The sequence below is a fragment of the Aliivibrio finisterrensis genome (assembly GCF_008933155.1).
Taxonomy (GTDB): Bacteria; Pseudomonadota; Gammaproteobacteria; order Enterobacterales; family Vibrionaceae; genus Aliivibrio; species Aliivibrio finisterrensis.
Genome location: NZ_WBVP01000013.1, coordinates 18,071 through 40,779 on the forward strand (window position 1 = coordinate 18,071; position 22,709 = coordinate 40,779).

A 22,709-nucleotide genomic window follows, 5' to 3' on the forward strand; every position below is an offset into this window, starting at 1 on the left:
GGTAATCGTTTCTATGACTAGTATTAAGCAAAATATCAATCAAATCACCCTTCAGATAGGGAATAGCATTCAAAAATGTGGTCGACAGCCAGATTCTGTGCAATTACTGGCAGTCAGTAAAACCAAACCTATCGACTTACTCGAACAAGCGATAGAAGCTGGTCAACGCGCATTTGGTGAAAACTACGTTCAAGAAGGCGTTGAAAAGGTGCAATACTTCCAAAGTACCCATTCTAATACAGAATTAGAATGGCATTTCATTGGACCTATTCAATCCAATAAAACTCGTCCCATAGCGGAACACTTTGATTGGGTGCATTCTATTGACCGCCTGAAAATAGCACAACGCTTGAATGAGCAACGTCTGGAAAGCCTTGGGAAACTAAATGTGCTTATTCAGGTCAATATCAGCTCAGAAGAAAGTAAATCAGGCACCACATCTGAAGACGTCATGGCACTGGCAGCGGCAATCAATGAGATGCCAAACCTAACGTTACGTGGATTAATGTCGATCCCTGCTAACGTCTCTAATTATGATGAACAACTGGCAGCATTTACACAACTTGCTTCCATTCAAAACCAATTACGCGCACAATATCCGCAAGTGGATACCCTATCAATGGGAATGAGTGGCGATATGAATGCCGCAATTGAAGCCGGCTCAACAATGGTTCGAATTGGTACCGCTATTTTTGGTGCTAGAGGCTAAAAAGAATCTCAACTCGAATAATATCAATATCACTAAATTGATTGGTATAAAGTAAGGAGCACGAATGGAACATCGCAACATTGCTTTTATTGGTGCGGGCAATATGACTCGCTCTATCATGGCTGGATTAATTAGCAGTGGCTATCCAAAGGGAAAAATCACAGCAACCAACCCAAGTACAGAGAAGCTTGAGCATTTAAAAAGTTGCTATGGTATCAATACGAGTACAGATAATTTAACGGCAGCTCAACAGGCTGAAGTAATTGTCTTGGCTGTAAAACCACAAATGATGGCAGTAGCAGCAGAACCCTTACAAATTGTCGATTTCTCAGATAAGTTAGTTATCTCAATTGCCGCAGGTATTTCAGCAAAGCGCCTCAATGAGATGTTTACCACTGAATTGAATCTAGTTCGTGTTATGCCAAATACCCCAGCACTGGTTGGTAAAGGCATGAGTGGCTTGTTTGCGGTAGAGCATATCTCAGAACAAGACAAAACCTATGCTGGTAATTTACTTTCAGCGGTAGGAGAGGTTTGTTGGGTAGAGAAGGAATCTGGCATTAACTCGGTTATTGCGGCAGCAGGAAGCGCTCCAGCGTATTTCTTCTTGTTCATGGAAGCGATGCAAGCGGAAGCGATTAAACAAGGCTTTAGTGAAGAGACTGCGCGTCTACTCGTTCAACAATCGGCACTTGGTGCTGCTGAAATGGTGGTAGCAAATCCTGGGACAGAGTTATCAACACTGCGCGAGCAAGTAACCTCAAAAGGAGGTACGACTGCAGAAGCACTGCGCACTTTTAACGAACATAATCTGCAAGAGATCGTCGCTAAGGCCATGCAAGCTGCGGTCTCTCGAGCAGAAGAGATGGAATCTCTATTTTAAAATAGTAATTCTATGTTCAGAACCACTTTATTTTCAAACCAATGATTTTTAAGGTTAATAAACTATGAATGCAATGAGCTTTTTAATCTCGACCGTTTTTGATTTATACATCATGGTCGTGATCCTACGAATGTGGTTACAAGTTGCACGAGCTGACTTCTATAATCCATTTTCACAATTTATCGTAAAAGCGACACAACCAATCGTCTCTCCTTTACGTCGTGTTATCCCATCGATTGGTAGCTTAGACTTAGCCACTGTATTATTTGCTTATGTACTGTGTGTGGTGAAGTTTATTGCTCTACAATTAGTCGTATCAGGCGGTGTTGCTTTTGGTCCTGAGTTTTTATTCATTGGTTTGATTGCCCTTGCTAAGGCCGCTGGTGGTTTGCTGTTCTGGATCTTATTAGTACGCGCTATCTTAAGCTGGGTGAGCCAAGGCCGCAGTCCAATTGAATACGTGATGCATCAATTAACAGAACCAATGTTAGCGCCTATTCGTAAAATTCTTCCTCAAATGGGCGGACTCGATTTAAGCGTATTAGTGCTATTTATCGTACTTCAATTTGCTAACTTCTTAATGGGCGATTTTATTGGTCCTATTTGGTATAGCTTGTAATTTAACGATGCCGGTTAAATACGATAATGATGATTTGATCTTACGACTGTATCTGCAACCAAAAGCCAGTCGAGATCAAATTGTTGGAGTACATGGTGAAGAACTTAAAATTGCGATTACAGCTCCTCCTGTTGATGGAAAAGCAAATGCGCATTTAATTAAGTACTTCTCCAAACTGTTTAAAGTGGCTAAAGGAAAAATTACGGTAGAAAAAGGAGAACTTAATCGTCATAAACAAGTTCGAATTCATTCACCTGAAATAATTCCTGAAGCCATAAAGCAATTATTACTGTCAAAATAACTATTAATGCCGAGTTAATCCTCGGCTTTTTTATACCAATGTAATTACTGGATTTGGTATTATATGGAGGCCTTTATATGAAGATCACTATGAAAAAAATAACCTTACTTTTGTCCCTGTTTCTTTTTAGTTTACCCACATTTGCAGGTCAATTTGTACAAATTAAAAATGTTGAGGTTCATTATTCCGCCTTCAACTCAACATTTCTAACTCCAAAAGTAGCACGCGCTTATCAACTAAAACGCTCTGGCTACAACGCCTTAATTAACATCAGCGTGTTAGATATATCACAAGCAGGTAAGCCTGCTATTGCTGCAAAAATTACAGGGACCGCTAAAAATTTACTCGGCCAAACAAAAACGTTAACCTTCCGTGAAATTAAAGAGCAAAACGCAATTTACTACATTGCAGAGCTACCAATCACTAACGAAGAAACCTTTCGCTTTGATATCGATGTATCTGCCGATACCAAGGGTGCTGGAAAATTAAAATTCAATCAAAAGTTTTACGTAGAAGAATAAGAGAATCATTATGAGCAAAATCGTACTAGCAACAGGCAACCAAGGTAAGGTTCGTGAAATGGCAGATGTGCTGTCTGACTTTGGATTTGATGTGGTTGCACAAAGTGAATTCAACGTCTCTGATGTAGCAGAAACTGGCACAACCTTTATTGAAAATGCCATTATTAAAGCGCGTCACGCAGCAAAAGAAACAGGCTTACCGGCGATTGCTGATGATTCAGGCCTAGAGGTCGACGCATTAAATGGGGCACCTGGTGTTTACTCTGCACGTTACTCAGGTGAAGGCGCAACTGACCAAAAGAACATTGATAAGATGCTAGCAGCAATGGACGGTATTCCTGCAGAAAAACGTACTGCACGCTTTCATTGTGTATTAGTACTAATGAAGCACGAGAACGATCCTACGCCACTTATTTGTCATGGTTCATGGGAAGGTCACATTACTACTGAACAACAGGGTGAAAATGGCTTTGGCTATGACCCTATCTTCTGGGTAAGTGAAGATAACTGTTCTTCAGCAGAGCTTGAGCCTGCGCGTAAAAAACAACTTTCTCACCGTGGTAAAGCGCTGAAAAAACTGTTTGCTGCATTAAAAGAAGGTAAATAAGTAATGCTAGTTCCACCACCACTAAGCTTATACATTCATATTCCATGGTGTATTCAAAAATGCCCATATTGCGATTTCAATTCTCATGCATTGAAAACGACAATCCCTGAAGCACAATATATTTCAGCGTTAATTGACGATCTTGATACCGATCTTGCGCGTTATGATATGCAAAATGAATCACGTAAGCTGCACTCTATTTTTATTGGTGGTGGTACACCAAGCTTAATTACCGCTCCTGAGATTAAGCGTTTATTGATCGAAGTTGAAAAACGCTTACCTTTTGCTGATGATATTGAAATCACAATGGAAGCAAACCCTGGAACCGTAGAAGCAGGTCGTTTTATTGAATACCGTGAAGCAGGCGTTAATCGCATCTCCATTGGTGTACAAAGTTTTCAGCAAGAGAAGTTAGAAAAACTGGGACGTATTCACGGTAAAGATGAAGCCATTCGTGCTGCTCGCCTTGCTCATGAAGCCGGATTAAACAGCTTCAACCTTGATTTAATGCACGGATTGCCGAACCAAAGTATTGATGATGCCTTGTCTGATTTAAAACAAGCGATTGACCTTAATCCGCCACATTTATCTTGGTATCAGCTGACGATTGAACCAAACACGGTGTTTTACTATAAACCACCAACGTTGCCAGATGATGATGATTTATGGGATATTTTTGAACAAGGCCACCAAATTCTTGCTGACGCCGGTTATGTTCAATATGAGATTTCAGGCTACAGTAAAGTCGGTTATCAATGCCGACATAATTTGAATTATTGGCGCTTTGGGGATTATTTAGGCATTGGTTGCGGGGCTCATGGCAAGCTAAGTTTTGCTGATGGTCGTATTGTTCGAACCACTAAAATCAAGCACCCACGCGGCTTCTTAGATTTAACGAAACCTTACTTAATTGACGAACAAGAGGTTGTGGATCACGATAGACCTTTCGAGTTCTTCATGAACCGTTTTCGTCTGTTAGAAGCCTGCCCTAAACAAGATTTTCTTGATAAAACTGGATTAGGTTTTGAGTCGATTCAAGAGACGATTGATTGGGCTAAAGAGAAAAAATATCTCGATGAAACCGAGACGCACTGGCAGATCACAAAGCACGGCAAGTTATTTTTGAATGATATGTTGGAAGCGTTTGTGAGTGATGAGGACTAAGTTCAGGGTTCAGATCGCTTCGCTTAAAGGTTTCAGGAAGAGCAAAGAATCGAAACTCTAAATTAAACAACCAGCAACCCCTCCTAGCCTCCCCTTATATCAATACTGACTACCAAGTAACAGCGGTGAACAAGGGGAGGAACAGTATTGTGATCGTTGATATACCAGCATCAAAGAAAATTCTCCCCCTTTATCGACCAAGCATTGAGATCGATGATATTAATAGAAGGGGGAGTTAGAGGGGGTTGTTAGTGATAAAATCGAACATTTCACGACTCTGCTTTTCCTGAAACCTGATCTTATCTTAAAATATCGAACGACCAATACGCTCTGAAAGCAGCTCTAACGCTTTAGTGCCAGCTAACGAATTCCCTGATGGGTCAAGCTCTGGCGACCATACCGCTATCGTCATCTCACCAGGAACTATCGCGATAATACCACCACCAACACCGGATTTACCTGGCATACCTACACGATACGCAAACTCACCGGCACCATCATATAAACCACACGTCGCCATTAAAGCGTTAATTTGTTTACTCTGCATTGGCGTTACGATGAACTCATTTGTCTCTGGTTGAATGCCTTTATTGGCTAAATAACCAAACGTTCTTGCTAAATCAACACAGCTCATATTTAGCGCACAAGCGTGAAAGTAATTCTTTAATACTGGCATCACTTCATTATCGAAGTTACCAAATGAACGCATCAAATAGGCAATCGATGCATTTCGATCACTGTGATCCATTTCTGAATTCGCTACCGCTCGATCATACATAATATGTTCATTACCTGAGAGCTTACGTACAAATTCTAATAGTCTGTGTTTAGGAGCAGAAAATCGACTGTAGAGCATATCTGAAATAACAATCGCACCAGCATTAATAAAAGGATTACGTGGAACCCCCTGCTCCATTTCAAGCTGAATTAATGAGTTAAATGCCTGTCCTGAAGGCTCTTTTCCAACGCGTTGCCATAATTCTTCTGGCTGATATAACTCCATAGCAAGCGTTAAACTCAATGCCTTTGAGATTGATTGAATCGAAAAACACTCTTCTGCATCACCAGAGATAATGACTTCACCATCGTTGGTATATACGGCAATGCCTAATTTATCACTCGGAACACAAGCCAGTGCTGGAATATAGTCTGCTACTTTTCCTTGTCCAATAAGAGGACGCACTTCATTCAAAATATCATCTAATATTTGTTTTGTTGGCTTCACTATTTTTACTTCCTTTTGATAGCAAGGACAAAAAAGCCAACACAAAGGTTGGCTTTAGTACTTATTTACATTGGCATAAGAGCCATGCAGCGCTTATCGTGCGCTGTCATACCGTTTAAAAATAAACGGATTATGCGTTACGACGGAATTTAATATCCCATACGCCATGACCTAAACGGTGGCCACGTGCTTCAAATTTTGTTAACGGACGCTCATCAGGGCGAGGAATGAAATCGCCATCGGTAGCAATATTCTCATAACCTGGTGCCGCGTTCATTACTTCAATCATATGCTCTGAGTAATTTTCCCAGTCTGTTGCCATGTGGAAGATACCACCTTCAATCAGCTTAGGACGGATCATCTCAGCAAATTCAGCCTTAACGATACGACGCTTATGGTGACGAGCTTTATGCCATGGGTCTGGGAAGAACAACTGTAAAGTATTTACAGAAGAATCTGGGATCATTGATTCAAACACTTCAACCGCATCGTGGCACATAACACGTAAATTTGTTACGCCAGCTTCTTTTGCTGCTGCAAGACAAGCACCAACGCCAGGACGGTGAACTTCAATACCTAAAAAGTTTTTCTCAGGAGAGTTCTGAGCCATCTCAACCAAAGATGCACCCATACCAAAACCGATTTCTAAAACGACAGGGTTGTTGTTACCAAACACCTCGTTCCAATCAAGCATTTGCTCAACGAAATCGATACCCATGTTAGACCAGCACTCAGTAATAGCGCCTTCTTGGCCTTTCGTTAAACGTCCTTCGCGGCGTACAAAGCTGCGAATTTTACGAACAATTTTACCTTCTTCGGTAAAGTCGTTTTTAGTCACTTCAGTCATGATTGGATAACCTGGTTATTCTCTGAACAAGGATTGTGGATCCGGCATTATCCAAAGTTTAGCTCAGTGTTCAAGTATTATCTTTGCTTTTCGCTATAAACAAGCTCTATTAAGGTAATTATATCCCTTAATTAATAACCCTATTTTCTATCGGGTGTACAAAACCACCACAGTGTGATGAGATCACAGTTAATTATAAAAATATGATCGAGCATGTCATGACTTCTTTTTCTCACGCCATTCTAGAGTGGTACGACAATTACGGCCGTAAGACCTTGCCTTGGCAATTAAATAAAACGCCTTATAAAGTATGGTTGTCAGAAATCATGCTACAGCAAACCCAAGTCACTACCGTGATTCCCTACTTTGAGCGCTTCATGGCTCGTTTCCCAACGGTTGTTGATTTAGCCAATGCGGAACAAGATGAGGTGCTGCATTTATGGACTGGACTTGGTTATTACGCTCGCGCCCGAAACTTACATAAGGCGGCACAGATCATTGCTGAACAATATAATGGGAAGTTTCCTGAAACCATTGAAGAAGTCATTGCTCTTCCCGGTATTGGGCGCTCTACTGCTGGCGCTGTTTTGTCATTATCATTAAAACAACACCACCCTATTTTAGATGGTAATGTAAAGCGAACCTTATCTCGTTGCTTTGCTATTGAAGGTTGGTCAGGTAAAAAATCCGTTGAGAATGCCATGTGGGAGGTAGCAGAAGAGCATACTCCTAAAGAAGGTGTTGAGCGCTATAATCAAGCCATGATGGATATGGGTGCAATGGTATGTACTCGATCTAAACCCAAATGTGAATTATGCCCAGTGAATGATCTTTGCCAAGCCAAAGCCCAAGATCGTCAATTAGAGTTTCCGACTAAAAAACCTAAAAAAGATAAACCAACCAAAGAGGCATGGTTTGCTATCTACTATCATGATGGTGAGGTGTTACTAGAACAGCGACCTCAAACTGGTATCTGGGGAGGATTATATTGTTTCCCTGAACAACCAGAAAATACCTTAAATGATTTATCCGTTCGCTATGGTATGGAGGTAAAATCAAGCCAGCAATTGATTGCTTTTCGTCATACCTTTAGTCATTACCACCTAGATATAACTCCCGTACTTATCACTCTGAACAAGAAACCGAACATGGTGATGGAAGGAACGCGTGGAGTTTGGTATAACTTATCCCAACCAATGACGGTAGGATTAGCAGCACCAGTTCAAAAACTGCTGGATGCTTTACCGTTCGAAATTTCTAATGGAGAATAACCATGAGTCGCACTGTATTTTGCGTTCTTTTAAATAAAGAAGCCGATGGCCTAGATTTTCAACTTTACCCTGGTGAACTAGGTAAGCGTATTTTTGATAACATCTCAAAAGAAGCATGGGCTCAATGGCAACATAAACAAACGATGCTGATCAATGAAAAGAAATTGAACATGATGGATCCTGAGCACCGTAAATTGCTAGAAACAGAAATGGAAGGTTTCTTGTTTGATGGCAAAGACGTTATTATCGATGGCTACACACCACCAAGCGAATAATTTATACGAACTAAAGCAGTCTGATGGCTGCTTTTTTATCTATTTCAGTACTATACACTTCTGCCGTAAATCTAATTATTGAATACTTATCTACATTGTTTTTATGAAAAAAATTATCCTGATTGCTTCCGCTTGCCTTTTTCTTACTAGTTGTAGCCGAGAATCAATAGAATCTACTTTTGGGGTAAACTACGATACCACTAACCGTTTTGCCAAAAATCTAGCGCCTTTGCCTGGCCAATTCACTAAAGATAGTAAAGCGTTAGATTCGCTTATTAGTAGTTTTAGCGGTAATATTGAAAAACGTTGGGGAAAAAATAACTTAGTGATTGCCGGTAAACGCTCTTACGTAAAATACACTGATGGTTATCTAAGTCGCTCTCAAGTTAACTTTTCAACGGGCCAAGTCACTGTTGAAACCGTCGCTGGAACAGAGCCAAAAGCACATTTACGCCAAGCTATTATTACCACCCTTTTAACGCCTGATGACCCTGCAGGTGTCGATCTTTACTCTGATGCCGCAGTAACTCTCGGTGGAAAGCCGTTTTTATACCAACAGGTTGTCGATCAGGATAATAAACCGATTGAATGGTCTTGGCGCGCTAGCCGTTATGCTGATTACCTCATCGCTCACCATTTAAAAACCAAAAATATTGACTATAAAAAAGCTTACTATGTTGATATCCCTATGGTTAAAAACCACACTCAGCTACGAGAATATCAATATGCTGATATTGTTCGTGGCGCATCTCAACGCTACAACATCCCTGAAGATCTCATTTATTCTATTATTAGAACAGAAAGTAGTTTTAACCCTTATGCGGTAAGTTGGGCAAATGCGTATGGTTTAATGCAAGTGGTTCCTAAAACCGCAGGCCGTGATGTATTTAAACTAGTTAAGAATAAACCGGGAGATCCAACCCCCGAGTATCTTTTCAACCCTCATAACAACATTGATACTGGAACGGCTTACTTCTATATTTTAAAAACGCGTTACTTAAAAGACATTCGTAATCCAGTGTCCAAACAATACAGCATGATTTCAGCCTATAATGGTGGAGCCGGTGGCGTATTTACTACCTTTAGTAGTAGCCGAAGTCGTGCAATTCAAGATATTAATAGCTTAAATCCAAATCAAGTTTACTGGGCTTTAACCAAAAAACACAAAAACGCGGAAGCTCGTCGCTATTTAGAAAAGGTTACCGCGTTTAAAAAAGAGTTTAATTTAGGGAAGATTTAGCGATAAAACCGCCTATTCGATGAATTATCAATCAAACAATCAAAAAAAGAGACTATTTTGAAAAAAAAAGTTGACGGTTGAGGCAAAAATCCGTTTAATAGCGCTCGTTGCCCGGATAGCTCAGTCGGTAGAGCAGAGGATTGAAAATCCTCGTGTCGGTGGTTCGATTCCGCCTCCGGGCACCATACAATAAGATTGTTGGTGTAGTTCTAGATTTATTAACTAAATGCTAGATCACGAATAGTCAAAAGAATTTAGTGTGCCGACTTAGCTCAGTAGGTAGAGCAACTGACTTGTAATCAGTAGGTCACCAGTTCGACTCCGGTAGTCGGCACCATTCTTTTGCCTCGATAGCTCAGTCGGTAGAGCAGAGGATTGAAAATCCTCGTGTCGGTGGTTCGATTCCGCCTCGAGGCACCATACAATTCCCTTTTAGTTCAGTTGGTAGAACGGCGGACTGTTAATCCGTATGTCGCTGGTTCAAGTCCAGCAAAGGGAGCCATACAATTTAGTCTTTATAGTTTAAAGATTAATAAAAAATTAGTGCCGACTTAGCTCAGTAGGTAGAGCAACTGACTTGTAATCAGTAGGTCACCAGTTCGACTCCGGTAGTCGGCACCATTTCTTCCTTGTAAGAAGAACACAAAATCTGTTCCCTTTTAGTTCAGTTGGTAGAACGGCGGACTGTTAATCCGTATGTCGCTGGTTCAAGTCCAGCAAAGGGAGCCATATTAAAAAATCTTGTCATAAGATGAGGTTTTCTTATCACTGATTTAATTCAGTGATAGCAAAAAAATTAAGTGTGCCGACTTAGCTCAGTAGGTAGAGCAACTGACTTGTAATCAGTAGGTCACCAGTTCGACTCCGGTAGTCGGCACCATTTTTTTGCCTCGATAGCTCAGTCGGTAGAGCAGAGGATTGAAAATCCTCGTGTCGGTGGTTCGATTCCGCCTCGAGGCACCATTACAATTCCCTTTTAGTTCAGTTGGTAGAACGGCGGACTGTTAATCCGTATGTCGCTGGTTCAAGTCCAGCAAAGGGAGCCATATTAAAAAGCCTCATCATTTGATGAGGCTTTTTTTATGCTTGTTATTTATTAAATGCAGCACTACCATACCTTCCATTCATATTGGCTCTTCATCTAAGGTTAAACAATGACTGATACTCCATCAGGAAAACCAGGCAACACAGGTATCAAGCGTGTAATCAAAGCGACAGGTTTTTCTATTCAAGGTCTTAAAGCTGCTTTTAAACACGAAGCGGCCATCCGCCAAGAGTTAGCGATGCTCGTTATTGCAACTCCTATTGCCCTACTTTTAGATGTGACTGTAGTAGAAAAAATCTTATTGGTTGGTGTGTTTGTTCTTATCTTTATGATTGAGCTTTTAAACTCGGCGATAGAAGCAGTTGTAGACCGTATAGGCCCTGAACATCATGAATTAAGTGGCAGAGCTAAAGATATTGGTTCTGCGGCTGTATTTGTCGCTCTGTGCTTTGCTGGCTTTACTTGGTTAATGATCCTAGGCAGCAACTACCTTTAATTAATTATAAGGACGATTCTAATGAACCCTATTATTCAAACATTAAAAGAACACACTGTGAGTGATGAGAAGATCGCTGAAGTATTTCAAACGCTAACACAAAATCCATTAGCAGCAATGGCAACGATTCAATCTCTTGGTATCCCACAAGAGAAACTGCAACCGCTAATGATGCAAGTGATGACAAATCCAAGCTTAATTAAAGAAGCTGTAGAAGAACTAGGTTTAGATTTCTCTAAAGTAGAAGAAGCAAAAGCAAAGCTTGAAGAGAATCAATAAACCTTTTCAATGAGCAACACTAAAGCCCTGACTTCGGTTGGGGCTTTTTTATATCGAGAGAACGATGGTGTGCTTTCTATATCCCAGATACAACAAAGCCCCGATTTTCATCGAGGCTTTATCATTTAAATATGGTACCGGTAGGCGGACTTGAACCGCCACGCCCGAAGGCAACGGATTTTGAATCCGTCGTGTATACCAATTTCACCATACCGGCTTTATCAGCATTGCTGCTTGATGTGATTGATTATACTCAGAGATATTCTTGGCGCAAGCTCTTTATTACTCTTAGTTTTTTGTTTGTTGAAATAATCAGCATTTATTTACAATCTGATTTTCATTTTTTCTTTCACTATCGTTATACTGCTGTCAGTTTTTTTAATTTATGGAAGATAAAATGACAACACAAAAACAAGCGGGCTTTATGCGTCGCATGGGAGCTTGGTTCTACGATACATTAATCATCAGCGCTATCATGATGCTAACTGGTGGCGCTATCGTCGCTACTCTTGAAATGCTTTATGGTGCAGGGATCATTAGTTATGGTGACTTTCCCGATGTAAGCTCTTATTTAAACCATGATCCATTATGGCGCAATCTTTACCCAATTACTCTTATCTCTATATTTATAGGCTTCTTTGCTTATTTTTGGTGTAAAGGCCAAACGCTTGGAATGCGCGCTTGGAAACTTCAAGTACAGCAGCTTGATGGCTCACCAATCACCCTAACTCAAGCGATTATTCGTATGTCGACTTCAGCTTTTGGTTTAGGCAACCTGCTTGTGTTTATCTCTAAAGACAATGCAGCTTTTCAAGATACTTGGGCAAAAACTCGTGTTATCGTTTTAGATAAAGCCGTTTAATACCATTCTGGATAAGTAGTTGTTCAGATAATTGCGTAGGAAAAAAGGAGGTACTCTGCAGTACCTCCTTTTTACGTTAAAGCTTTCTATTTAGTAACCCTAAGGTTATAAATAAAAATATCAAACTGGGCCCTAAAGCTCCGAATATCGGGTGAATGTTATATACCAATGTCATTGGACCAAACACTTCATTCGAAATATAGAAGGAAAAGCCAGCAATCACACCAGATAAGATACGAGCCCCCATGGTTACACTTCGTAATGGGCCAAACACAAATGAGAGCGCTAAGAGCATCATTACCGCAACCGATATAGGCTGCAGTGCTTTACGCCAAAATGCCAACTCATAACGAGCTGCATCTAACTCTGAATCTTTTAAGTAATTCACATAATCATAAAGACCAGTAAGAGACTGCTCTTCAGGCTTAACCGTTACCACCGCCAACTTATCTGGTGTTAATGTCGTAGCCCAATTCAACGTATCCACTTTCTTTTCACTGATTTTTGCTTCATTTTTCATCTGAGTAATAGAAACATCACTCAGCATCCAACCCGCATCTTTAGATTGATAATCCGCTTTACGTGCAAATAAAATATTATTTAGTTTATGCTCATCATCAAACTGCCATACCGTCACACCGTAAAGCTTAGCTTGATTATCCACTCGGGCTAAATAGATAAAATCATTGGCATCTTTTGCCCAGACCCCAGCTCTTACCGCTGCAATATTACCGCCCGATGTGGCAAATGCTCGTAAATCACGTGCCATCTTTTGTGCTTGCGGTGCGCCCCATTGCCCTAATGCCATGACGATTAACATTAAAGGAATAGCCGTTTTTAGTACTGAGATACCAATATCTAGCTTTGAATAGCCTGCAGCTTGCATTACCACCAATTCAGAGCTTGCAGCTAACATACCAAGGCCGATCAAGGCGCCAAGTAATGCAGCCATTGGAAAAAACATTTCAATATCACGTGGCATACTTAAAATAACAAAATACAACGCATCGAGAAGATCGTATGTCCCTCTACCCACTTTACGTAATTGCTCAACGTATTTGATAATTGAAGATAAACCAACCAAGGTAACCAAGCATAATGCAGAGGTCGCAATGATTGTACGGCCAATATACCAATCTAAAATCTTAAACATGTTTTGGTTTTCTCCGCATTTTTTCTTTCAATTGCCTTACAAACACACTGTCCATTGAGTTCAATACAATCCCGATAATTAATAGCACGGCATTAATGGCCCACAATCCAACATAAGGAGCCAATCCACCATCTTCAATGGCTGACTTTCCTGCACTTAATGATAGGAAATAGGCAAGATACAAAAGAACCGCAGGCCCTAATTTCGCAAAGCGTCCCTGACGTGGGTTAACGGCAGATAAAGGCACAACAACCATGGTTAATAATGGAATACAAATAATCAAAGAAATACGCCATTGTAGCTCTGCTTTTGCTTCTAACTCACCACGTTTCATTAAATCTAATGTCGGTATCGCATCCCAGTCTCGACGTTTCTCTTTCACATCTTTCTGGCCAATTAAGAGCTCATAAGATTTAAAGTTACTTTCAAGATAATCCAAACGTGTTGGTATCCCTTCATAACGAGTTCCGTCTTGTAAGTCTAAGACCTGACGACCATCTGGAAGTTCTTTAACGACCCCTTTTTCAGCGACGAGTACGCTTGGGCGTAATGACTCATGTGGCACTGGCTGAGCTAAAAATATATTCTCTAGCTGCTTACCATTTTTGTTGCTGATATCATCAATAAATACAACAGCGTTACCATCTGGAGATCGTTGAAACTGACCTTTTTGCAGTAAATCAATACCGGCATCCGATTCAACCGTTTCCATTAGTTGAGTGGTTTTTTCTTGGCTCCAAGGAGACAACCACAATGAGTTTACCGCCGCAGCAACTCCGGTGATTAAAGCCAGATATAATGCGGCACGAATAAGGATAGCGTTTCCCATTCCTGTCGCATTCATTACCGTTATTTCACTCTCAGCATAGAGACGACCAAAGGTAAGTAAAATACCAATAAAAATACTCAATGGAAGCATCAATAAGCCCATTGCTGGCATATTCAAACCAACCAAAGACAAAATCAAACCACCAGGAATGTCACCATCAGAAGCATCCGCTAAAATGCTGATAAACTTTTGACTCATGAAGATCAAAAAAAGCACAAAAAAGACCGCAAATTGACTCTTTAATGTCTCCTTGATCAAATATCTAATAATAATCACGTCGAATCTACCTATAGAAAACTTGTATTTTTGCCAGAATCACTATAATTTCCGTGTAAACCATTTATTTTTTAATCTTTGGCTAGATGTTAGCCTGCGAAATCGGAACACTACATAGTATAGTATCTAACTAGATTTTGCTCATTATCTAACATTTAGTTCTATTTGTCTTTAGGATGTAGGAGTACGCATGGAGTTCAGTGTAAAAAGTGGCAGTCCAGAGAAACAACGCAGCGCTTGTATCGTTGTTGGTGTCTTTGAACCACGTCGTTTATCTCCAATAGCAGAACAGCTCGATAAAATTAGCGGCGGTTACATTAGTTCATTACTTCGTCGTGGTGATCTAGAAGGTAAACCGGGCCAAATGCTGTTATTGCATCAAGTACCAAATATTCTTTCTGAGCGTGTTTTATTAGTAGGTTGCGGTAAAGAGCGTGAGCTTGGTGAACGTCAATATAAAGATATCATCAAAAAAACCATCAGCACACTAAATGAAACAGGCTCTATGGAAGCGGTATGTTTCCTAACAGAGCTTCACGTTAAAGGTCGCGATACGTACTGGAAGGTTCGCCAAGCTGTTGAGTCTACTAAAGACAGCCTATATACCTTTAATCAATTTAAGAGCAATAAACCTGAGACGCGTCGTCCATTACGCAAGTTAGTATTTAATGTACCAACTCGCCGTGAACTAAACTTAGGTGAAAAAGCAATCAACCATGGTTTGTCTATTGCTTCTGGCGTAAAAGCCTCGAAAGATTTAGGCAACATGCCACCAAACGTAGCAAACCCTGCATACTTAGCTTCTCAAGCTCGTCGTCTTGCTGACGATTATGAAACCGTAACGACTAAAGTTATCGGTGAAGAAGAGATGAAGAAACTAGGCATGACGTCTTACTTAGCCGTTGGTCAAGGTTCTCATAATGAATCTATGATGTCGATTATGGAATATAAAGGCCATTCTGATCCAACTGCGAAACCTATCGTACTTATTGGTAAAGGTCTGACTTTCGATTCAGGCGGTATCTCTATCAAACCAAGTGATGGTATGGATGAGATGAAGTACGACATGTGTGGTGCTGCGTCTGTATTTGGTGCAATGAAAGCGCTAGCACAGCTTAATCTACCATTAAACGTTGTAGGTATTCTTGCTGGTTGTGAAAACATGCCAAGCAGTAATTCTTACCGCCCTGGTGATATCTTAACCACGATGTCAGGCCAAACAGTTGAAGTATTAAATACCGATGCTGAAGGTCGTTTAGTCCTGTGTGATGCACTGACTTATGTTGAGCGTTATGAGCCTGAGTGTGTTGTCGATGTGGCAACATTAACAGGGGCTTGTGTTGTTGCACTTGGTCATCATATCAATGGTTTAATCGCAAACCACAATCCTTTAGCTCATGAACTTATTAATGCCTCTGAGCAATCAGGTGATCGCGCTTGGCGTTTACCAATGTCTGAAGAGTACAACGAGCAATTAAACAGCCCGTTTGCAGACATGGCTAACATTGGCGGAAAAGCAGCTGGTACTATCACCGCTGGTTGTTTCCTGGCTCGCTTTGCTAAGAAATACCACTGGGCTCATATTGACAGTGCGGGAACCGCTTGGGTCTCTGGTGCTAATAAAGGCTCTACAGGCCGACCAGTCTCATTGCTTGTCCAGTTCTTACTGAATCGTTCAGGCCAAGAAAACGTAGAATAAATAACTTCGTTTTATGATATAAAGGGCCTCTAAATGGCCCTTTTTTAATACATGCGATTTAGCTTCTTTCCGTCATTTATTAAGTAAGAGAGATTATGAGCCAAGCACTTTTTTATGTCCTTGAACCCACATCCCCAACAGCCACTCAAGATGGACTGTTGAAATTTGTGTGTCAGCTTGCTCATTATTATTATTCTCAAAATGCGAGAGTGTATATATTAGCTCAAGATAAGGAACAGGCTTTATCAATTGATGAAGCGCTTTGGCAGAATGAAGTATCAGAATTTACTCCACACAACTTAATTGGAGAGGGACCAAAATCTGGCTCCCCTATTGAGATTGGTTGGGGAACGTTACGATCATCAGGCCGACGTCATGTATTAATAAATTTAGCTCAAGAGGTCGCAAATTTTGCGGTTTCCTTTGCTCAAGTGGTAGACTTCGTACCTTGTGAAGAAAAAAGCAAACAACACGCTCGAGAAAGGTATAAAATATACCGCAATGCAGGCCGAGCCATGCAAACCGAGACATTAAAATAGTGCCAATCATCATAGCTAAATGACTCATATATTTGTTCTTTTTTAATAATGAGCCATTAATTATGATATTTGGCATTCCACTTTTTAATAGAGATATTCGTGACGAACACTATGGAAAAGACATATAACCCGCAATCAATAGAACAAGCTCTGTACCAGACTTGGGAAGAAAAAGGCTACTTTAAGCCACACGGTGACACATCAAAAGAAGCTTATAGCATCATGATCCCGCCACCAAACGTCACTGGTAGCCTACACATGGGTCACGCTTTCCAAGATACGATCATGGATACACTTATCCGTGCTGAACGTATGAAAGGTAAGAATACGCTTTGGCAAGTGGGTACTGACCACGCAGGTATCGCAACTCAAATGGTTGTTGAGCGTAAGATTGCGGCAGAAGAAGGCAAAACAAAACACGATTACGGTCGTGACGCTTTCATCGACAAAATTTGGGAATGGAAAGCAGAATCAGGCGGCACAATTACGAAACAACTTCGTCGCTTAGGTGCATCTGTCGATTGGGATCGTGAACGATTCACAATGGATGATGGCCTATCTGCTGCAACTCAAGAAGTCTTTGTTCGTCTATACGAAGAAGATCTTATCTACCGTGGTAAGCGTCTAGTTAACTGGGATCCGAAACTGCACACTGCTATTTCTGATCTTGAAGTTGAAAACAAAGACAAAAAAGGCTTCATGTGGCATTTCCGCTACCCACTAGCAAACGGTGTTAAAACTGCTGACGGTAAAGACTACATTGTTGTAGCAACAACGCGTCCAGAAACCATGCTTGGTGATACTGGTGTTGCGGTAAACCCTGAAGATCCTCGCTACAAAGATCTTATCGGTAAACACATCGAACTTCCTATCGTTGGTCGTTTAATTCCTATCGTTGGCGATGAGCACGCGGATATGGACAAAGGCACGGGTTGTGTGAAAATCACTCCAGCTCATGACTTTAACGATTACGAAGTAGGTAAACGTAATAGCCTACCAATGATCAACATCCTAACATTCAACGCGGATATTCGTGATACTGCAGAAGTATTCACAACAAACGGCGAAGAAAGTGATGTTTATAGCACTGAGATCCCAGAGAAATACCGTGGTATGGAGCGCTTTGCTGCTCGTAAAGCCATCGTAGCTGAGTTTGATGAGCTAGGTCTTCTTGAAGAAATTAAAGATCACGATTTAACCGTTCCTTACGGTGACCGTGGTGGCGTTGTTATCGAACCAATGCTGACTGACCAGTGGTACGTACGTACTGCTCCTCTTGCTGCACCTGCGGTTAAAGCGGTTGAAGATGGTCAAATCCAATTCGTTCCTAAGCAATACGAAAACATGTACTTTGCTTGGATGCGTGATGTACAAGATTGGTGTATCTCTCGTCAACTTTGGTGGGGCCACCGTATCCCTGCATGGTACGACAACGACGGTAAAGTATATGTAGGTCGTACTGAAGAAGAAGTTCGTGAGAAAAACAATCTCGCTCCTGTTGTTGTTCTACGCCAAGATGACGATGTACTTGATACATGGTTCTCTTCTGCACTTTGGACATTCGGCACACAAGGCTGGCCTGAAAACACAGATGCACTAAAAACATTCCACCCATCAGAAGTATTAGTATCTGGTTTTGATATTATCTTCTTCTGGGTTGCTCGTATGATCATGATGACCATGCACTTCGTAAAAGACGAAGAAGGCAATGCACAGGTACCATTTAAGACAGTTTACATGACGGGCCTTATCCGTGATGAAAACGGCGACAAGATGTCTAAATCTAAAGGTAACGTACTTGACCCTATCGATATGATCGATGGTATTGGTCTTGAAGAATTAGTTGAAAAACGTTGTGGCAACATGATGCAACCTCAACTAGCGAAGAAGATTGAAAAAGCAACACGTAAAACCTTTGAAAACGGTATCGAACCATACGGTACTGATGCTTTACGCTTCACTCTTGCTGCAATGGCTTCAACGGGTCGTGATATCAACTGGGATATGAAACGTCTTGAAGGTTACCGTAACTTCTGTAACAAACTATGGAACGCAAGCCGTTACGTATTAATGAACACAGAAGAGCACGATTGTGGCATGACTGAAGGTGCAGAACTTGAGTTCTCACTAGCAGACAAGTGGATCGAATCTCAGTTTGAAATCGCAGCAAAAGAATTTAATGCTCATCTAGAAAACTACCGTCTAGATATGGCAGCAAATACGCTGTATGAATTCATTTGGAACCAATTCTGTGACTGGTATTTAGAGCTAACTAAACCTGTTCTTTGGAAAGGCACTGAAGCACAACAACGTGCAACGCGTTACACGCTAATTACGGTTCTTGAGAAAACATTACGTCTTGCTCACCCTGTTCTTCCTTACATCACTGAATCTATCTGGCAGAGCGTTAAGCCGCTAGTTAACGGTGTTGAAGGTGAGACTATCATGACTCAAGCATTACCTCAGTTTAATGAAGAAAACTTCAATGCTGATGTGGTTGCTGATCTTGAGTGGGTTAAAGCCTTCATTACAAGCATTCGTAACTTACGTGCTGAATACGACATCGCACCAAGCAAAGGCTTAGATGTGATGATTAAAGTCGCTGACGAAAAAGACGCTGCGCGTATTCAAGCCAATGAGATTGTTCTGACTTCTCTAGCGAAACTAGACAGCATCAAAGTGCTTGCTGACAATGAAGAGACACCAGCATGTGCAACCTCTCTTGTTGGTAAATCAGAGTTAATGATCCCAATGGCGGGTCTTATCGATAAAGATGCAGAACTTGCTCGTTTAGATAAAGAATCAGCAAAAATCCAAGGCGAGATTAAACGCATTGAAGGTAAATTAGGTAACGAAGGTTTTGTTGCTAAAGCACCTGAAGTGGTTATCGCTAAAGAGCGTGAAAAACTAGAAGGCTATAAAGAAACACTGGCTAAACTAGAAGCACAGAAAGTAACAATTGCTGCGCTGTAAATTACCCTTAATATTATTAAGTTAATTTACTGAAACGCATAAAAAAAGGTCGATGTGAACGCATCGACCTTTTTTATTATCTAAAGAAAATGCAGTAATAGCGCTATCAACTATAACGGGAAATGAATGACATTCTCTGTACGACATAAGCCAATTTCTAACTCATGCTGTTGCCCATCAAGCGTCACAATAATTGAGTATAAATCATTAGGATCTTGAGCGTTATCATCCCAATATTTTGGCGCCTCAACTTGAAACAATGCAGAAATATGATCGCCTCTTACGTTTACAGGTAACGTCAACGTCATGCCATCAAACTTAACACTTGCTGAGATTAAATCTGGCTTATATGTCTTAAAATAAACATTTACCTTTAACTCACAGCCATGATGCCAAATTTGCTCAACACTAATATGCTCTAACGCCAGGTGTGGGATTGGTTGGAAGAAACACACGCCAAAAATACCAATATCATCTTTAATATCAACATCCTGAACAGCACCAAAACGGCGATGATAAGCCTGATTTATTTCACAGACTTGCTCACTAAAGTCATCATCCAGTAACCAATCATCTTCGTCTTCTTCTAAGAATAGAACTTCAAAACGATTACCGCCTAATTGAAGGTAGTCTTTAATATTTTTACGGTAACGCGTCATGTTATCAGTGCAATCAAATACAGCGACACCATTAATTCGAACCTCTGCGTAACGAGAGGCGCCACTCATTACTAATTCAATCGCAGGGTAATTTAGTAAGGTTTCATCCACCTCAAAAAATCGCATCACATGCCACTCTTGATCATTAACTTCAGAAGCAGATAATGACGCATAAGCAGAAGCAATACCTTGCTGAATTGGAATATCTTTAATGGGTAATGAGGTCTCACTGAGCGGTGAAACTTGCCACAGCGCTTGCTCATTATTAAGTAAAATTCTTGAATTGACTGACATATTCATCCTTAAAAAAATGCCCTAGAAGTGGTTCACGTCTAGGGCATATATGTTCTTTTGAATTTTTGCTACGAATTAATCTTCGTCGCCATCTTCAATAACGTCGTATTCAGCGTCTTCGCCTTCATAGTAAGTACCCCAACCATCATAGATGATGTCGTGCTTTTCAGCTAGGTTTACTAATTTTTCAACTTGAGCATCAATCACATCAGCGTCTAATACTGAATCCATTACTGCGTCACAGCATAAGATCTTCGCACCGTCTTCGTCTTCAAGCTCTTCCGCTTCTAGTACTTCAAAGCCCATTTTAAATGCTTCAACAACCGCATTTTCAAGCGCTTTAAAATCTTCAGCCATTAAATGGTGCTCAATCGCATACAGTGCATCCGGCTCACTACCATCGGCTTTTAGCGACTCAATAATTTCACGCGTTTCCGCTTTTTGCAATTCAAGAAATTGCTCAACCGATAGATATTCATCTTCTTGAGGCATAGTAAGACTCCACACTGTATTAAATAATAAATGAGTAAGTAGCCATTATAGCCTGACCAACTCAAATCCCCTAATACTTCAATAATTAAAGAATAATCCCCTACTATACGGTATTATTTCTCTTACTAGCTGTAGATATTAGAAAGGAATCTTATGAATAAGCTATTTGTTGGCTCTGAAATTGGTCAATTACGCCGTGTTATTCTTCACCGTCCAGAAAGAGCGCTTGCTCACCTTACCCCAACAAACTGCCACGACTTACTGTTTGATGATGTGCTCTCTGTTGAAAAAGCGTTACTAGAACACGACCAATTTGTAGCAACGTTAGAATCTCAAGACGTAGAAGTATTACTACTACAAAATTTACTTGAAGAAACGCTACAACACCCTGAGGCCAAACAATGGTTGTTAAAACATCAAATTTCTCATTATCGCTTTGGCCCTACTTTTGCTAATCAAATCAGAGCATTTCTTCTTGAAAAAAATAACAAGGAACTTGCCTCTATCTTATTAGGAGGATTAGCCTTTATTGAGCTGCCATTTAAAGCTCCTTCTATGTTGCAGCAACTGAGTGACCCTTTTGATTTTGTCATTGAGCCATTACCAAACCATTTATTTACTCGAGATACTTCATGCTGGATCTATGGTGGCGTTTCTATTAACCCAATGGCTAAAGACGCACGAAAAAGAGAATCGAACCATTTACGTGCAATTTATCGCTGGCACCCTTTGTTTTCTCAGCAAGTATTTTCACAATATTTTGAAGATGAAAACCGAGATTACGACAATGCCACCATTGAAGGTGGGGATGTGTTAGTGATTGGCAAAGGTAACGTATTGGTTGGTATTTCTGAACGAACCACTCCCCAAGGTATTGAGAATCTAGCAAAACAATTATTCCGAACTCATCAAGCAGAGCAAGTTATCGCTATTAAACTACCTGAAGATCGGTCATGTATGCATTTAGATACGGTTATGACACATATGGATCATAACGTTTTTTCAGTCTACCCAAGAGTAGTTAATAAAAATATGCCTTGCTGGTCAATCACGCCTTGTGGTGAACAGCACCTTGCGATTAAAGAGATGCCTAATTTTCAAAATGTATTAATGGCAGCGTTAGATCTCGATGAGTTGAATATCATTACGACAGGCGGGGACAGCTATGAAGCCGAACGAGAGCAATGGCACGATGCCAATAACGTGTTAACAATAAAACCTGGCGTTGTCGTAGCGTATGAGCGTAATACTTATACCAATGAGAAATATGACAAAGCAGGTATCAAGGTTCTTCCAATTACAGGCGATGAATTAGGCCGTGGTCGTGGTGGTGCGCGTTGCATGAGTTGCCCAATAGAAAGAGATGGCATTTAGCCTCAATATAAAATAAATTAAATATAAATTCACATTATCTGCATTTATATGTTTAAATGGATTTTATCAGATTAGCA

At 40.6% G+C, this 22,709-nt stretch carries 23 protein-coding genes and 10 tRNA genes; 26 read left to right on the plus strand and 7 right to left on the minus strand.

Annotated elements, in window-relative coordinates:
* The first annotated feature begins 13 nt into the window (after nucleotides 1–13).
* The 7 genes from F8B77_RS11900 (at nucleotide 14) to hemW (ending at nucleotide 4,804) form a co-directional block, all read left to right on the plus strand.
* A complete protein-coding gene (locus tag F8B77_RS11900) occupies nucleotides 14–709 on the plus strand; it encodes a YggS family pyridoxal phosphate-dependent enzyme (RefSeq protein WP_151655508.1) in 696 nt (231 codons plus the stop codon).
* 64 nt (nucleotides 710–773) lie between these two features.
* Nucleotides 774–1,592 (plus strand): pyrroline-5-carboxylate reductase, encoded by an 819-nt coding sequence (gene proC, locus F8B77_RS11905; protein WP_151655509.1) that lies wholly within the window; start codon nucleotides 774–776, stop codon nucleotides 1,590–1,592.
* Nucleotides 1,593–1,656: 64 nt separating this feature from the next.
* Entirely contained in the window at nucleotides 1,657–2,211 is a 555-nt protein-coding gene (locus F8B77_RS11910) for a YggT family protein (protein ID WP_151655510.1), read from the plus strand.
* A 7-nt stretch (nucleotides 2,212–2,218) separates the two neighbouring features.
* Nucleotides 2,219–2,512 (plus strand): DUF167 family protein YggU, encoded by a 294-nt coding sequence (gene yggU, locus F8B77_RS11915; RefSeq protein ID WP_130044349.1) that lies wholly within the window; start codon nucleotides 2,219–2,221, stop codon nucleotides 2,510–2,512.
* A gap of 89 nt (nucleotides 2,513–2,601) precedes the next feature.
* Nucleotides 2,602–3,033: a DUF4426 domain-containing protein gene (locus F8B77_RS11920; protein WP_130044350.1), complete on the plus strand. Its 432-nt coding sequence runs from the start codon at nucleotides 2,602–2,604 to the stop codon at nucleotides 3,031–3,033.
* 10 nt (nucleotides 3,034–3,043) lie between these two features.
* Nucleotides 3,044–3,640 carry an XTP/dITP diphosphatase gene (locus tag F8B77_RS11925; protein WP_130044351.1) on the plus strand — a complete coding sequence of 199 codons (597 nt, stop codon included), beginning with the start codon at nucleotides 3,044–3,046 and terminating at the stop codon, nucleotides 3,638–3,640.
* A gap of 3 nt (nucleotides 3,641–3,643) precedes the next feature.
* Nucleotides 3,644–4,804, plus strand: a complete 1,161-nt coding sequence (gene hemW / locus F8B77_RS11930) for a radical SAM family heme chaperone HemW (protein ID WP_151655511.1) — start codon at nucleotides 3,644–3,646, stop codon at nucleotides 4,802–4,804.
* A 304-nt stretch (nucleotides 4,805–5,108) separates the two neighbouring features.
* Here hemW and glsB read toward each other — a convergent pair whose 3' ends face one another.
* Both glsB and trmB read right to left on the minus strand, forming a co-directional pair.
* The gene (gene glsB / locus F8B77_RS11935) at nucleotides 5,109–6,029 is read right to left on the minus strand and encodes a glutaminase B (RefSeq protein WP_130046899.1); all 921 of its coding nucleotides are present in this window, start codon (nucleotides 6,027–6,029) and stop codon (nucleotides 5,109–5,111) included.
* 130 nt (nucleotides 6,030–6,159) lie between these two features.
* Nucleotides 6,160–6,876, minus strand: coding sequence for a tRNA (guanosine(46)-N7)-methyltransferase TrmB (trmB, locus tag F8B77_RS11940; protein WP_151655512.1), 717 nt, complete (start codon nucleotides 6,874–6,876; stop codon nucleotides 6,160–6,162).
* A gap of 218 nt (nucleotides 6,877–7,094) precedes the next feature.
* Here trmB and mutY point away from each other — a divergent pair, with 218 nt between their 5' ends.
* From mutY to F8B77_RS12010, 14 genes are all read left to right on the plus strand, one after another.
* A complete protein-coding gene (gene mutY, locus F8B77_RS11945) occupies nucleotides 7,095–8,147 on the plus strand; it encodes an A/G-specific adenine glycosylase (protein WP_151655513.1) in 1,053 nt (350 codons plus the stop codon).
* A gap of 2 nt (nucleotides 8,148–8,149) precedes the next feature.
* The gene (locus F8B77_RS11950; protein ID WP_151655514.1) at nucleotides 8,150–8,422 is read left to right on the plus strand and encodes an oxidative damage protection protein; all 273 of its coding nucleotides are present in this window, start codon (nucleotides 8,150–8,152) and stop codon (nucleotides 8,420–8,422) included.
* Nucleotides 8,423–8,525: 103 nt separating this feature from the next.
* A complete protein-coding gene (mltC, locus tag F8B77_RS11955) occupies nucleotides 8,526–9,662 on the plus strand; it encodes a membrane-bound lytic murein transglycosylase MltC (protein ID WP_151655515.1) in 1,137 nt (378 codons plus the stop codon).
* Between the two features lie 109 nt (nucleotides 9,663–9,771).
* A tRNA-Phe gene (locus F8B77_RS11960) sits at nucleotides 9,772–9,847 on the plus strand.
* Between the two features lie 76 nt (nucleotides 9,848–9,923).
* Nucleotides 9,924–9,999 (plus strand) — tRNA-Thr (locus tag F8B77_RS11965).
* A 7-nt stretch (nucleotides 10,000–10,006) separates the two neighbouring features.
* A tRNA-Phe gene (locus F8B77_RS11970) sits at nucleotides 10,007–10,082 on the plus strand.
* 6 nt (nucleotides 10,083–10,088) lie between these two features.
* Nucleotides 10,089–10,164, plus strand: a tRNA-Asn gene (locus tag F8B77_RS11975).
* Between the two features lie 43 nt (nucleotides 10,165–10,207).
* Nucleotides 10,208–10,283, plus strand: a tRNA-Thr gene (locus F8B77_RS11980).
* Between the two features lie 32 nt (nucleotides 10,284–10,315).
* Nucleotides 10,316–10,391, plus strand: a tRNA-Asn gene (locus tag F8B77_RS11985).
* 75 nt (nucleotides 10,392–10,466) lie between these two features.
* A tRNA-Thr gene (locus F8B77_RS11990) sits at nucleotides 10,467–10,542 on the plus strand.
* Between the two features lie 7 nt (nucleotides 10,543–10,549).
* Nucleotides 10,550–10,625 (plus strand) — tRNA-Phe (locus F8B77_RS11995).
* A gap of 7 nt (nucleotides 10,626–10,632) precedes the next feature.
* Nucleotides 10,633–10,708 (plus strand) — tRNA-Asn (locus tag F8B77_RS12000).
* Between the two features lie 108 nt (nucleotides 10,709–10,816).
* Nucleotides 10,817–11,203, plus strand: coding sequence for a diacylglycerol kinase (locus F8B77_RS12005; RefSeq protein ID WP_130044358.1), 387 nt, complete (start codon nucleotides 10,817–10,819; stop codon nucleotides 11,201–11,203).
* A gap of 21 nt (nucleotides 11,204–11,224) precedes the next feature.
* Nucleotides 11,225–11,482, plus strand: a complete 258-nt coding sequence (locus F8B77_RS12010; protein WP_151655516.1) for a DUF2999 domain-containing protein — start codon at nucleotides 11,225–11,227, stop codon at nucleotides 11,480–11,482.
* 132 nt (nucleotides 11,483–11,614) lie between these two features.
* On the opposite strand, the gene F8B77_RS12015 is transcribed toward F8B77_RS12010, so the two are convergent.
* Nucleotides 11,615–11,699, minus strand: a tRNA-Leu gene (locus F8B77_RS12015).
* Between the two features lie 180 nt (nucleotides 11,700–11,879).
* Here F8B77_RS12015 and F8B77_RS12020 point away from each other — a divergent pair.
* On the plus strand, nucleotides 11,880–12,344 hold the full coding sequence (locus tag F8B77_RS12020; RefSeq protein ID WP_167512813.1) for an RDD family protein: 465 nt from the start codon (nucleotides 11,880–11,882) through the stop codon (nucleotides 12,342–12,344).
* A 76-nt stretch (nucleotides 12,345–12,420) separates the two neighbouring features.
* Here the strand turns inward: F8B77_RS12020 and lptG are convergent, their stop codons facing one another.
* Both lptG and lptF read right to left on the minus strand, forming a co-directional pair.
* On the minus strand, nucleotides 12,421–13,497 hold the full coding sequence (gene lptG, locus F8B77_RS12025) for an LPS export ABC transporter permease LptG (protein ID WP_151655518.1): 1,077 nt from the start codon (nucleotides 13,495–13,497) through the stop codon (nucleotides 12,421–12,423).
* The gene (lptF, locus tag F8B77_RS12030) at nucleotides 13,490–14,602 is read right to left on the minus strand and encodes an LPS export ABC transporter permease LptF (RefSeq protein WP_151655519.1); all 1,113 of its coding nucleotides are present in this window, start codon (nucleotides 14,600–14,602) and stop codon (nucleotides 13,490–13,492) included. Before lptF ends, lptG begins: the two co-directional genes overlap by 8 nt.
* A gap of 190 nt (nucleotides 14,603–14,792) precedes the next feature.
* Between lptF and pepA the strand changes: the two genes are divergently transcribed.
* From pepA to F8B77_RS12045, 3 genes are all read left to right on the plus strand, one after another.
* Nucleotides 14,793–16,301, plus strand: coding sequence for a leucyl aminopeptidase (gene pepA / locus F8B77_RS12035; RefSeq protein ID WP_130046907.1), 1,509 nt, complete (start codon nucleotides 14,793–14,795; stop codon nucleotides 16,299–16,301).
* Nucleotides 16,302–16,396: 95 nt separating this feature from the next.
* Nucleotides 16,397–16,840, plus strand: coding sequence for a DNA polymerase III subunit chi (locus F8B77_RS12040; protein WP_130044376.1), 444 nt, complete (start codon nucleotides 16,397–16,399; stop codon nucleotides 16,838–16,840).
* 111 nt (nucleotides 16,841–16,951) lie between these two features.
* Complete coding sequence (locus tag F8B77_RS12045) at nucleotides 16,952–19,813, plus strand: valine--tRNA ligase (protein ID WP_130044439.1); 2,862 nt, start codon at nucleotides 16,952–16,954, stop codon at nucleotides 19,811–19,813.
* A gap of 110 nt (nucleotides 19,814–19,923) precedes the next feature.
* On the opposite strand, the gene F8B77_RS12050 is transcribed toward F8B77_RS12045, so the two are convergent.
* Nucleotides 19,924–20,766: a glycosyl hydrolase 2 galactose-binding domain-containing protein gene (locus F8B77_RS12050; protein WP_151655520.1), complete on the minus strand. Its 843-nt coding sequence runs from the start codon at nucleotides 20,764–20,766 to the stop codon at nucleotides 19,924–19,926.
* Between the two features lie 75 nt (nucleotides 20,767–20,841).
* Nucleotides 20,842–21,258 (minus strand): ribonuclease E inhibitor RraB, encoded by a 417-nt coding sequence (rraB, locus tag F8B77_RS12055; protein WP_151655521.1) that lies wholly within the window; start codon nucleotides 21,256–21,258, stop codon nucleotides 20,842–20,844.
* A 153-nt stretch (nucleotides 21,259–21,411) separates the two neighbouring features.
* Between rraB and arcA the strand changes: the two genes are divergently transcribed.
* On the plus strand, nucleotides 21,412–22,632 hold the full coding sequence (gene arcA, locus F8B77_RS12060) for an arginine deiminase (RefSeq protein WP_151655522.1): 1,221 nt from the start codon (nucleotides 21,412–21,414) through the stop codon (nucleotides 22,630–22,632).
* The last annotated feature ends 77 nt before the right edge of the window (nucleotides 22,633–22,709 follow it).

Bases quoted from the DNA above. Each gene is read 5' to 3' on its own strand.
- F8B77_RS11900 (WP_151655508.1), top strand. From the start codon at position 14: ATGACTAGTATTAAGCAAAATATCAATCAAATCACCCTTCAGATAGGG.
- F8B77_RS11910 (WP_151655510.1), top strand. From the start codon at position 1,657: ATGAATGCAATGAGCTTTTTAATCTCGACCGTTTTTGATTTATACATC.
- arcA (WP_151655522.1), top strand. From the start codon at position 21,412: ATGAATAAGCTATTTGTTGGCTCTGAAATTGGTCAATTACGCCGTGTT.
- yggU (WP_130044349.1), top strand. From the start codon at position 2,219: ATGCCGGTTAAATACGATAATGATGATTTGATCTTACGACTGTATCTG.
- pepA (WP_130046907.1), top strand. From the start codon at position 14,793: ATGGAGTTCAGTGTAAAAAGTGGCAGTCCAGAGAAACAACGCAGCGCT.
- F8B77_RS12005 (WP_130044358.1), top strand. From the start codon at position 10,817: ATGACTGATACTCCATCAGGAAAACCAGGCAACACAGGTATCAAGCGT.
- F8B77_RS11950 (WP_151655514.1), top strand. From the start codon at position 8,150: ATGAGTCGCACTGTATTTTGCGTTCTTTTAAATAAAGAAGCCGATGGC.
- F8B77_RS12010 (WP_151655516.1), top strand. From the start codon at position 11,225: ATGAACCCTATTATTCAAACATTAAAAGAACACACTGTGAGTGATGAG.
- F8B77_RS11920 (WP_130044350.1), top strand. From the start codon at position 2,602: ATGAAAAAAATAACCTTACTTTTGTCCCTGTTTCTTTTTAGTTTACCC.
- hemW (WP_151655511.1), top strand. From the start codon at position 3,644: ATGCTAGTTCCACCACCACTAAGCTTATACATTCATATTCCATGGTGT.
- lptG (WP_151655518.1), bottom strand. From the start codon at position 13,497: ATGTTTAAGATTTTAGATTGGTATATTGGCCGTACAATCATTGCGACC.
- F8B77_RS11925 (WP_130044351.1), top strand. From the start codon at position 3,044: ATGAGCAAAATCGTACTAGCAACAGGCAACCAAGGTAAGGTTCGTGAA.
- F8B77_RS12040 (WP_130044376.1), top strand. From the start codon at position 16,397: ATGAGCCAAGCACTTTTTTATGTCCTTGAACCCACATCCCCAACAGCC.
- mltC (WP_151655515.1), top strand. From the start codon at position 8,526: ATGAAAAAAATTATCCTGATTGCTTCCGCTTGCCTTTTTCTTACTAGT.
- mutY (WP_151655513.1), top strand. From the start codon at position 7,095: ATGACTTCTTTTTCTCACGCCATTCTAGAGTGGTACGACAATTACGGC.
- trmB (WP_151655512.1), bottom strand. From the start codon at position 6,876: ATGACTGAAGTGACTAAAAACGACTTTACCGAAGAAGGTAAAATTGTT.
- F8B77_RS12050 (WP_151655520.1), bottom strand. From the start codon at position 20,766: ATGTCAGTCAATTCAAGAATTTTACTTAATAATGAGCAAGCGCTGTGG.
- F8B77_RS12020 (WP_167512813.1), top strand. From the start codon at position 11,880: ATGACAACACAAAAACAAGCGGGCTTTATGCGTCGCATGGGAGCTTGG.
- rraB (WP_151655521.1), bottom strand. From the start codon at position 21,258: ATGCCTCAAGAAGATGAATATCTATCGGTTGAGCAATTTCTTGAATTG.
- F8B77_RS12045 (WP_130044439.1), top strand. From the start codon at position 16,952: ATGGAAAAGACATATAACCCGCAATCAATAGAACAAGCTCTGTACCAG.
- proC (WP_151655509.1), top strand. From the start codon at position 774: ATGGAACATCGCAACATTGCTTTTATTGGTGCGGGCAATATGACTCGC.